Source organism: Bacillus sp. 22-7 (genome assembly GCF_010628845.1).
In the GTDB taxonomy this organism is placed as follows: domain Bacteria; phylum Bacillota; class Bacilli; order Bacillales; family Cytobacillaceae; genus Cytobacillus; species Cytobacillus firmus_B.
The window spans coordinates 26,253-36,275 of sequence record NZ_NJQY01000040.1 but is presented as its reverse complement, the minus strand read 5'-3'; the positions used below and the strand labels follow the sequence as shown (position 1 = coordinate 36,275).

Below are 10,023 nucleotides of genomic sequence, written 5' to 3'. Positions count from 1 at the left end.
AATCGGGCCTTTACGGGCAGTTTGATCCCCACTTATCCTCCTTTGATTCCTCAGAGTCTTGAAGTGGGGGTCTTACTGCCCGTTAGACTGCGATAAAGTGAAACTTTTTATATATTATACAGAAACCAAAAAAAGAGTGTCAATATAGCGTCAGTCGGCCTTTTTTTCTTTCTTCTTTTCTTTTTCCGCATCTTCTTCAGGGAGGTTAAAGATGATTTCGTTATTGTCAGATAGGAAATAATCCTTGCGGGCAAGCTTCGCGATATACTCATCATCATTCAGCTTAACAATTTCTTCTTCGAGCATAACTTCTTTTTTCTTCAGGTCAGAAAGCTCCTGATCCAGCCTAGTTTTCTCTTCCACTTTTTCTTCCAGAGCAGCAGACTGCGAAACGAGTGTTGTGATCATAAAAAATGAAACGACGGCTGCCAGTGTGAAAAATGCTGCTAATCTGCGAAATAAAAGCTTTTTCTTCCGGCCTGCACTGATCTCTGCTGCTTCCTGCTGTTTGACATAGCTGGTTTCCATTTTGGCTACATTTTTCTTCTTGGTGGCACTCACTTCCGCACTCCCTCCTTACTCTTTAGGTTTTTTCCACTTTGCTGTCCATTTTAAAACATAATTCTTTATCCGCTGTAAATATCCTGCCAATTTATTATATAACTTCTCGACTGTTTTTTTAATCTTTTTCGGCAAAAGTTTCCATAAAAGTGACAAAATCCATTTGACAGGCAGAAAAACGATCTTCAAGATGAACCAAAAGACTCGAAGTATAACTTTTAAAAGGGAATAAAGTCCTTTTCCAAGCATGACGGCAATCGCAATTAACGCCATAATCAGACCCTGGATCGGTTTATAAATGAGCAAAGTTAAGGTCTTCACGAAAAAGCGGTATATGGAGATCGCCATTCGGATGGATATCTCCAATACCCGCAGATACATTTTCTTAAATAAACTTTGATAAGCGGCAAACCCGCACAGCAAAGCAATGAAAATATAAAACCTCAGTTCACCCTTATTCACCAGGAATAAAATATAGAAGATTGCCAGACCCTGTACGATCCAAAAAAGAATATCATTAATGAAAACAAGCCAGCTTTTCCGCTTAGTCCTTTGCAGAAAACGATTATACGTATCAAGGGCAGCCCCAAATACACTTCCCATGCCAATCATCGCCAGCATGGTCACAAATTGAGTGGTCAGTGTCATCGGAACAACTTGCTAAAGAAACCTTTAGCTTTATCTCCATTCTGATCGTCAATATAAACAAGGTCAAATACCTTCCCTTTGATGGAAACAATTCCCTTGTCCACATCCAGATTCTTCATCTGCAGATTCTGCCCTCTAATCGCAAGGAACCCCATCACCGTCTCCAGCAAAAACTCTTCATTATCAAAGCTTTCCACCTGTTTAACACCCGTAATATCAATCAGCCTTCTGCCTCTCATAATGACATCATGTTCCTGAGTATTGGTTTTGTTTGAATTTGACTCATAATATTGACTCATTATTCATCCCCCGCAATCACATAGTACAACCTTTTTGTACATGTTTATGAATGGGGGGATTAAAATAGAACAAGCCAACAAGAAAAGCGCAAGGCGCCCGCCTATCGGCGACAAGCATAAGACGAGCCGGCTGAAAGGTTGTTCTTTAACCTTTTAGACGGATTGAAAGAAATGTTGAGGCGACTGCCCAGGGACGACTAGCATAAGACGGTCCCTGTAAGAAGGTGTTTTTTCCTTCTGGAAGGGAGCGGCTTATGACCTCGAGCCGATGGCGCCTGGAGCTAGACAGTTATCGAAGTTCAATGATATAAATTCTGATAATATATGAAAAGCGGGAGCTCATACGTCTTATGCTTCTGATTCCACTTTTTCTTCCTTCACAACGGAGTACATGCCGGCCGCTTCTTCCTTGCGGGTCGTTTCCTGCAGGCGTTCAACCTTGACCGTTACCAGCTTCTGGCCGAAGCGGACTTGAAGCTCATCTCCCACTTTAACAGTGGAGCTTGCTTTTGCCTGCTGTCCGTTTATCGTGATCCTTCCCTGATCAGAGACCTCTTTTGCCAGTGTTCTTCTTTTAATAAGCCTTGATACTTTTAAAAATTTATCTAATCTCATTTCACGCCACTCCTCTATTAATAGCCTTTGGATTTTGCCTCATTCCAGAATTCATCGAGCTGTTCGAGCGTAAAGTCTTCAAATTTTCTGCCGCTCATCATTACCCGTTCTTCCACATACTTAAAACGGCGGATGAATTTTTCATTTGTTTTTCTCACAGCGTCTTCGGCATCGATTTTATAAAAACGTGCAATATTCACAAGAGCAAACAGGATATCGCCAAATTCCGGCTCCATCTCCGTGCTGAAGTCCGCGGCTTCCTTCTCGAATTCGGCAATCTCTTCTTTTACCTTCTCCCAGGCAGGCTCAACTTCCTTCCAGTCAAAGCCTGCTTTTGCTGCTTTTTTCTGAATTTCAGCCGCTCTCATTAAGTTCGGGAATGATTTAGGGACAGAATCCATCATGGATTCCTGGTTGTCGCCCTTTTCTTCCTGCTTAATGCTCTGCCAATTTTTCAGGACATCTTCTTCATTTTCAGCCTGCGCATCGCCAAAGACATGGGGATGGCGGCGGACCATTTTTTCGGAAAGGCCTTCAATCACATCATCGATGGCAAAATAGCCTTCATCCTCGCCGATTTGAGCATGAAGCATCACCTGGAGAAGGACATCGCCCAGTTCTTCCGTCATATGCTCGGTATCTTCATTATCAATCGCTTCAATCAGCTCATAGGCTTCTTCGATTAAATATTTCTTTAGTGATTCATGAGTTTGCTTTTTATCCCATGGACAGCCGTTTGGTCCGCGCAATTCAGCGATAATGCTGCGCAGCTTTGAAAAGTCTTTATAAAGGACAGTCTCATCTTTTACAGGGGGCACATATACGGAAGTTAAGTTATTCAGCTCCATATTATGATCCAATTCATGCAGCTGCACCTTTTTGATCACTTCTTCGCTGCTTCCGGCAGCTGTTACAATATAAACCTCGTAATCGTAAGGCAGTTTTTCCATCAATGTCAGCTTGACGTCACTCGCAATAAACTGATCATACACCTGTCCAATGATGACGTGCTGTACCACCTGAATTTCATCCCTTTTCAGATCGGTTCCATCCAGAAGCTGAAAACCTTCGATCGGATCGATCTTCAAAGACTGAAATAGAGGATCCAGGAAGCTTTGTCCTCCTCCAATGATAATCTCAATGCCTCTCTGCGGAGCCCGCTCTATGAGAAGCTGCACCGTACGCTCCGCAACAAGCGGATGCCCTGGAACTCCATATGTAATCTCTTTGGCAAGAGCTTCATTCAGGAGAAATTCACAAATCTCCTCATATACTTCTTCAAACTGCTCATGCTTTTCATAAATATGATCAAAAGACTGATACGTCAGCCCTTCTTGTTCGAGATCACTAAGAACCGGGTGCTCCTTAGTCCGCAGGTAAAGAGCCTCTGTATTTTTAAGCTGTCGATATACACCAAAAGGAAGCTGATTCAAATCTCCTGCTCCAAGTCCGAGAATGGTTATTTTTTTCATAAAGCGATTCATCTCCTAGTCTTTTTGGGAAGCAAGAACATGAGTTTGCTTCCAAGAGGCAGCAAAGCAAGCTCTTCCTCTTTAAAAGTATTGCCTTTAAACATGATATACAAATACGTAAAGCCTCCGAGCGCTACGCCGCTTAATGCCTGGAATCCGGCAAACGTTCTGCCCGGTTCCGGGATAGGCAGCAGTGCTGTCGCGTGCAGGTACAGCTGCAGAACAACTGACATTATTAGTGCTGCGAATCCAGCCGCTAATAGAAAGCGCAGTGAAATCAATGAAATTTTCAAATATACCTGAAGCTTTCCTACAAGAAGCATGAGGACGGCCGTAAGGGCTATGCATGAGGCCACCGCTGCACCGATTGTGCCGTATGATGGCACCAATAGCGTATTCAGGATGAGTTTTGCCGCAAATCCAAGCAGAATGGCTCCTGCCGGGAAAAAGATGAACCCAAGTCCCTGTAAAATGCCGGTAATGGTGATGATCAGGCTGCTCAGCAAAATCAGCAGACTGAGAATCGCCAGGACATCCGATCCTGATGAGTTTTCAAACAGCATAATATTTGCAGGCTTTATGATATTCCAGAGCCCAACGGTTGCCGCAGCTCCGACCAGAATGCCGATTTGAAGGGCAAGCCTGATTTTACTATGAAGGAATGCGGGCTGATTTTTCATTTTTTCTTTGGAAATGAGCGGCACCAGCGACAAGGACATGGATGTTGCCACGACAATGCCCAGCTGGACAATCGGCTGTCCGCGGTCATACACGCCTTTTAGCGCCTTGGCCTCTTCCCCTTCAATTCCGGATGCCAAGAGGAGCGAGTATAAATTAAACGAATCTGCCAGCTGAATGAAAATAAGCACCAGACTGCTGATGCAGATGGCAAATCCCTGTATGATAATCGTTTTCGCCAGCTTGCCGCCTTGTTTAAAATCAATTGAAATGGAGGACGGCAGGCTTCTTCTTTCTTTTATATAAAAAAAGGTAATTAAAATCAGGACGGCGATGACTCCGCCGGTAACAGCCCCGAACATGGCCCCGCCTCCCACCATGTAGAAGGAATTTCCTCCCTTAACCAGCAGATAAGCGGCAAGCAGGATCGTAACGACCCTGATAAGCTGTTCTCCTACCTGGGAAACCGCGGTTGGAACCATGTCCCCTTTCCCTTGAAAATATCCCCGGAAGAGAGACAGAATGGGAAAAAGAAGAAACACGGCTGCCACCACTCTTAGCAGAATTGCCAGCTGCGGATCGCCCATCCTGACAGCCAGCCAGTCCGAGCCCCAATACAGGATGGAAAACCCGATAAAACCTATTATGAATAGAACAAAGGCAGATACGGCAAATAAATTTTGAATATCCTGCTCTTTCTTTAGAGCAGCCTGTTCGGCATAAATCTTAGAAATAATGACCGGAAACCCGTATGTAGATAACACAATGATGATTCCATAGAACGGATAAACCTGCTGATATATATAAAAACCCACATCCCCGACAATATTCTGAAAGGGGACCCGGTAAATAGCGCTTAAAATTTTTGTAATCAAGGCAGCGACAGTCAGGATAAACGCACCTCTAAACAAATCGCCGGATGTCTGAACGGGCTTCAATTGCCCATCTCCTTCCAATTGAATTCGAAAGTATTATAGCACATTGGGGCTTTGTGCGGGATTTTTCGGTTGTGCACGGATGCTTCTTTGCACTGAGTTTACACGCCAAAGAAAAAAGGCAGCATTCCGCTACCCCTTTCATTAAGTATTCATTTTTATGATTCCATTTGTCTGGCCAGGAAGCCTGCTGCTGTTTCAACTGCTTTTTGTTCCACGTCGCCAAGTGAATCTTCTTTTGCAAAAATGATAACTGCACCAATTGGGTCGCCGTTTGCAATGATAGGGCCAATTGTATAAGCAGAGGAAGATTCAGTGTTCCCGTCCACCAGTGAAATATCGCCTGACTGGTTTACCAGTACTGAACTGCGTTCTTCCATTGTTTTTTCAACAAGATCGCTTATATTCTTGTTTAAATAGTCCTTTTTAGAACCGCCTGCAACAGCAATGTAAGTATCTCTGTCACAGATTAACACTGGATTTCCCAGGCTGTCATATAATGCTTCTGCATATTCTTTTGCAAAATCGCTCAGTTCACTGATTGGTGAATATTTCTTTAAGATGACTTCTCCATCACGATCTACGAAAATCTCCAGCGGGTCCCCCTCACGAATACGCAATGTTCTGCGGATTTCTTTAGGAATGACTACACGACCCAAATCATCGATACGACGAACTATACCTGTTGCTTTCATCCAACGTTGCCTCACTTTCATCTGATGATTTAATAGAAAAGCGGAAGCGCCTTGTTCAGCCCCGACAAGCATAAGACGAATCACGCAGGAAATCCTGATTTCTGGAGTGATTTGGCTTATGACTCGAGGGGCTAGGCGCTGGAGCTAGACATTCTCTTCAGCGCCAGCACTTGCTCTTTCCTCTTCTGGCTATGATCCATAATTGGGAGAAAATGAATGCATCGCCATGTTTGAACTTAGTATCTTTCATATGGAAAGTTATATACGTGCACAAAAACTTTTTCTCGTAGATGTTATTCATTCCATTTCCGGATAAACATTCCAAATGGTCTTCGTTTAAAAATACCCTTGTCAGAACGAGATAAACATTTCTAATATTTCATTTTTTTGACAGATTGATGTCCAAGAGTTACGCAGTTGGATGTTCTTGTTCCTTCTTAGCTTCCTGCATTCCCTTAATCACTTCGTAGGCAATGTTGAGCCATTCATTTGTTTTGACGCCTTTAATATGGAGGACTGCTTTCAGCTTCTTTCCATCCATGCCCAGGCCGATCATCCGCCCGTATTTGCTGGTGATCTGGAAAATCTTCTGTCCGTCTATATGTTCGCTGGCCTTTTCAGATAAAAGAATCAGCACTTCTTGTTTGGATTGCTTAACTATCTCGACTCCTGCCATTTCACCATAAGCCTTCATTTCGGCAATCTGAAATAAGTAGCCTACCTCATCCGGATATTCGCCAAAACGGTCGATCATTTCATCCTGAAGCTCTTCTACATCTTCAAGAGAGGAAATGCCGCGGAATCGCTTATACATTTCAATTTTCTGATGGCCATCAGACAAGTAGAAATCAGGAATATAGGCATCAACATCCAGATCGATTTCAATTTTAGCCGGCTTTTCTTCGATGCCATCCAGCTTATCTTTCCGTTCTTCAATCGCTTCTTTCAGCATTTGCGAATACAGATCAAAACCGACGGAGTCGATAAATCCATGCTGTTCAGCTCCAAGCAGATTGCCTGCGCCCCTGATGGATAAATCCCGCATGGCAATTTTGAAGCCTGAACCGAGCTCCGTAAATTCCTTGATGGCCTGAAGCCGCTTTTCAGCTACTTCTGTTAATACTTTATCTTTTCGATACGTAAAATACGCGTAGGCAACCCTGTTGGAACGGCCAACCCGGCCCCTGAGCTGATAAAGCTGGGACAGACCCATTTTGTCTGCATCATGGACAATCAGCGTGTTGACATTTGGAATATCAACGCCTGTTTCAATAATCGTTGTGCTGACGAGAACATCGGACTCGCCTTCAAGGAAGCTTAACATAACAGATTCTAACTCATTTTCCGTCATTTTCCCATGGGCATATGTTACCCTTGCATCTGGAACCAGCATGGATATTTCCTCGGCTTTTCGTTCTATATCCTCCACCCGGTTATATAGAAAATAGACCTGTCCATCCCGCGCCAGTTCCCTTTCAATGGCCTCACGAACCAGTGCACCATTGTATTCCATCACATAGGTTTGAACCGGGAATCGGTTTTCAGGCGGTGTTTCAATAACTGAAAGATCCCTGACGCCAAGCATTGACATATGAAGGGTTCTCGGGATTGGCGTGGCTGTCAGAGTAAGGACATCTACATTGGTCTTAAGCTGCTTGATCTTTTCTTTATGTGTCACACCAAAGCGCTGCTCTTCATCAATAATGAGCAGGCCTAAATCTCTATACTGGATATCCTTTGATAAAATCCGGTGTGTGCCGACAACTACGTCAATAGTCCCTGCCTTTAAGCCCTTTAGCGTTTCGGTCTGCTGCTTTTTTGTTCTGAATCGGCTTAATAGCCCGATTTCGATCGGGTAATCCTGGAATCGTTCTCTCATTGTTTCATAGTGCTGCTGAGCAAGGATAGTCGTCGGTACGAGGATGGCAACCTGCTTTCCATCTGCAATTGCCTTAAAGGCGGCACGAATGGCCACTTCTGTTTTCCCATAGCCCACATCTCCGCATAATAAGCGGTCCATCGGGCGCTCCCTCTCCATATCCTTCTTAATTTCATGGATGGAGCGGATCTGGTCCTCTGTTTCCTGGTAAGGGAAGGCCGCTTCAAACTCTCTTTGCATATCCCCATCCGGATTGAAGGCATAGCCTTTTGATGCCTCGCGCTCTGCATAAAGCTTGATCAGATCATCCGCAATATCCTGAACAGATGATTGAACCTTCTTCTTAACACGCTTCCAGTCGTTTCCGCCCAGCTTGTAAATTTTAGGCTCTTTTGCTTCGGAGCCGACATATTTCTGGACAAGATCAATCTGCTCCACCGGCACATACAGCTTGTCGCTGCCCTGGTAGCGGATATGGAGATAATCTTTATGGACTCCATTAATCTCAAGGGTTTCAATCCCCAGGTACTTTCCGATCCCGTGATTGACGTGAACGACATAGTCCCCAACCTTCAGTTCGGAATAGCTTTTGATTCTTTCCGCATTTGAAAGCTTTTGCCTGCGGGCCTTCTTTTTCGTGCGTTTGTTAAAAAGCTCTTCTTCCGTAATAACGGCCAGCTTTTGCCCTGGAAGCTCAAATCCGGTCTGCAGACTGCCCTCTGTAATTTGGATTTTCCCTGTTAAAACCGGGTCATTCTCATTCACAAATGCTGCTTCAATCTCGTAGTCTTCAAGCACTCTTTGCAGTTTTTTGATCCGCTCTTCATCAGGACCCAGGAATACGACCGAATATCTGCCCTTTTTCCATCTGTCCAGCTCGCTTTTCAGCACATGCATCTGTCCATGGAAATTCTGCATCTGTTTGCAGGTGACATTAATGATGTTTTGCGGGTTGGTATTCGGTACATGTCTCAGGAACAGCGACATATACGTAATCGGATGCTTGGAGCGGTGCAAAAACTCTTTTAACGTGTGTGACACCTTCACATCATGAATGATCTGGCCTTCACCTAAAAGGCTTGTATACCACTCAGCCTCTTCCTTATCCAGGGAGTCGTTCATTTCCTGAACACGGCTGATTTCATCAATGAAAATTAAGCCATTGGCAGGGAGATAGTCTACTAAACTACTTCCTTCCTCAAAGGCAAATGAAAGGTATTTGAAAAGCTGTTCAGGCTTGTTCCCCATTCGCAGCTGTTCTAATTCGTAGCCAACATTCTGGGCCAGCTGCGTTTTCGCTTTATCGTCTTTCAATTTTTTCAGGCTTGATCCCAAACCTTTTTCCAGTTTTTCAATTATGGTCTGGAAGTGCTCTGAATCAAGAGGAATTTCGGTTGCAGGTCCAATCGAAATCTCGGTTAACTTTTCTTTTGATCTCTGGTCCTCCAAAGAAAATGTCCGGATCGAATCCACTTCCGTATCAAACAGCTCAATCCTTACCGGATCCGCTTCAGTCAGTGGATAGATATCAATGATCCCGCCCCTGACACTGAATTCTCCTGGCGAAGAAACCATCTCCGAACGGACATAGCCCATCTGAACAAATTTTTTTAATTGATCATCAGTCAAATCATCGCCTATTTTTAAAGACAGCTGGTAGTTTGTCCAGTGGTTTGGAGGCGGAAGAATTTTTCTTAGCCCAGCCATCGGGACAATCATGATACCTGTCTTATGTGTACTCCAATAATTTAAAGCCTCAATCCGCTGGGCCTTTAACTCTGGACTTGCAATCCCCATTTCAGCTGCGATCAATTCATTGGCAGGATACAAAAACACTTCTGATTCTCCTGCCAGATTGACGATATCATCATATAGCTTCTGTGCCTGCAGAAGGTTGTGCGTCACAACAAGCATCGGCCTTCCCGATTGCTCATATATGGAAGACAAAAACAAGGTGCGTGCCGATCCTGATAAACCGGCAAGCATCTGCTCCCTCAGTCCTTCTTCAATGCCAGACAAGATGGAACTTACATCATCCTGCCGGCTAATAATCTCTTTAAGACCAAACATGAAAGCCCCTCCTATAACGAAAAGCGCAAGCGCCTTGATCACCCCCGACTCCTCGAGGGGGTAGGCGCTGGAGCTAGACAGTTCTCAATATTCAAAGTTTCTTTTATTTTTCAAAAGCGTAAGCGCCTTGCCCACCCCCGACAAGCACAAGACGAGCCTCACAGAAAGGCG

General features: G+C 44.3%; 8 protein-coding genes. All 8 read right to left on the bottom strand.

Annotated elements, in window-relative coordinates:
- Positions 1-150: 150 nt before the first annotated feature.
- Complete coding sequence (locus tag CE058_RS23075; protein WP_048009794.1) at positions 151-561, bottom strand: FtsB family cell division protein; 411 nt, start codon at positions 559-561, stop codon at positions 151-153.
- Between the two features lie 15 nt (positions 562-576).
- On the bottom strand, positions 577-1,209 hold the full coding sequence (gene yabQ / locus CE058_RS23070; RefSeq protein ID WP_048009793.1) for a spore cortex biosynthesis protein YabQ: 633 nt from the start codon (positions 1,207-1,209) through the stop codon (positions 577-579).
- The gene (gene yabP, locus CE058_RS23065; protein ID WP_048009792.1) at positions 1,206-1,508 is read right to left on the bottom strand and encodes a sporulation protein YabP; all 303 of its coding nucleotides are present in this window, start codon (positions 1,506-1,508) and stop codon (positions 1,206-1,208) included. The genes yabQ and yabP overlap by 4 nt, the downstream gene beginning before the upstream one ends.
- Positions 1,509-1,856: 348 nt before the next feature.
- Entirely contained in the window at positions 1,857-2,123 is a 267-nt protein-coding gene (locus CE058_RS23060; RefSeq protein WP_048009791.1) for an RNA-binding S4 domain-containing protein, read from the bottom strand.
- Positions 2,124-2,140: 17 nt separating this feature from the next.
- A complete protein-coding gene (gene yabN, locus CE058_RS23055; RefSeq protein ID WP_163145144.1) occupies positions 2,141-3,595 on the bottom strand; it encodes a bifunctional methyltransferase/pyrophosphohydrolase YabN in 1,455 nt (484 codons plus the stop codon).
- Between the two features lie 8 nt (positions 3,596-3,603).
- Positions 3,604-5,211 (bottom strand): putative polysaccharide biosynthesis protein, encoded by a 1,608-nt coding sequence (locus CE058_RS23050; RefSeq protein ID WP_163145143.1) that lies wholly within the window; start codon positions 5,209-5,211, stop codon positions 3,604-3,606.
- A gap of 155 nt (positions 5,212-5,366) precedes the next feature.
- Entirely contained in the window at positions 5,367-5,903 is a 537-nt protein-coding gene (gene spoVT / locus CE058_RS23045) for a stage V sporulation protein T (RefSeq protein ID WP_009336655.1), read from the bottom strand.
- Between the two features lie 409 nt (positions 5,904-6,312).
- Complete coding sequence (gene mfd, locus CE058_RS23040) at positions 6,313-9,852, bottom strand: transcription-repair coupling factor (protein ID WP_048009788.1); 3,540 nt, start codon at positions 9,850-9,852, stop codon at positions 6,313-6,315.
- Between the last annotated feature and the right edge of the window lie 171 nt (positions 9,853-10,023).

Coding starts and splice junctions, on each gene's coding strand:
- yabQ (WP_048009793.1), bottom strand. CDS start 1,209: ATGACACTGACCACTCAATTTGTGACCATGCTGGCGATGATTGGCATG.
- CE058_RS23060 (WP_048009791.1), bottom strand. CDS start 2,123: ATGAGATTAGATAAATTTTTAAAAGTATCAAGGCTTATTAAAAGAAGA.
- spoVT (WP_009336655.1), bottom strand. CDS start 5,903: ATGAAAGCAACAGGTATAGTTCGTCGTATCGATGATTTGGGTCGTGTA.
- yabP (WP_048009792.1), bottom strand. CDS start 1,508: ATGAGTCAATATTATGAGTCAAATTCAAACAAAACCAATACTCAGGAA.
- yabN (WP_163145144.1), bottom strand. CDS start 3,595: ATGAAAAAAATAACCATTCTCGGACTTGGAGCAGGAGATTTGAATCAG.
- mfd (WP_048009788.1), bottom strand. CDS start 9,852: ATGTTTGGTCTTAAAGAGATTATTAGCCGGCAGGATGATGTAAGTTCC.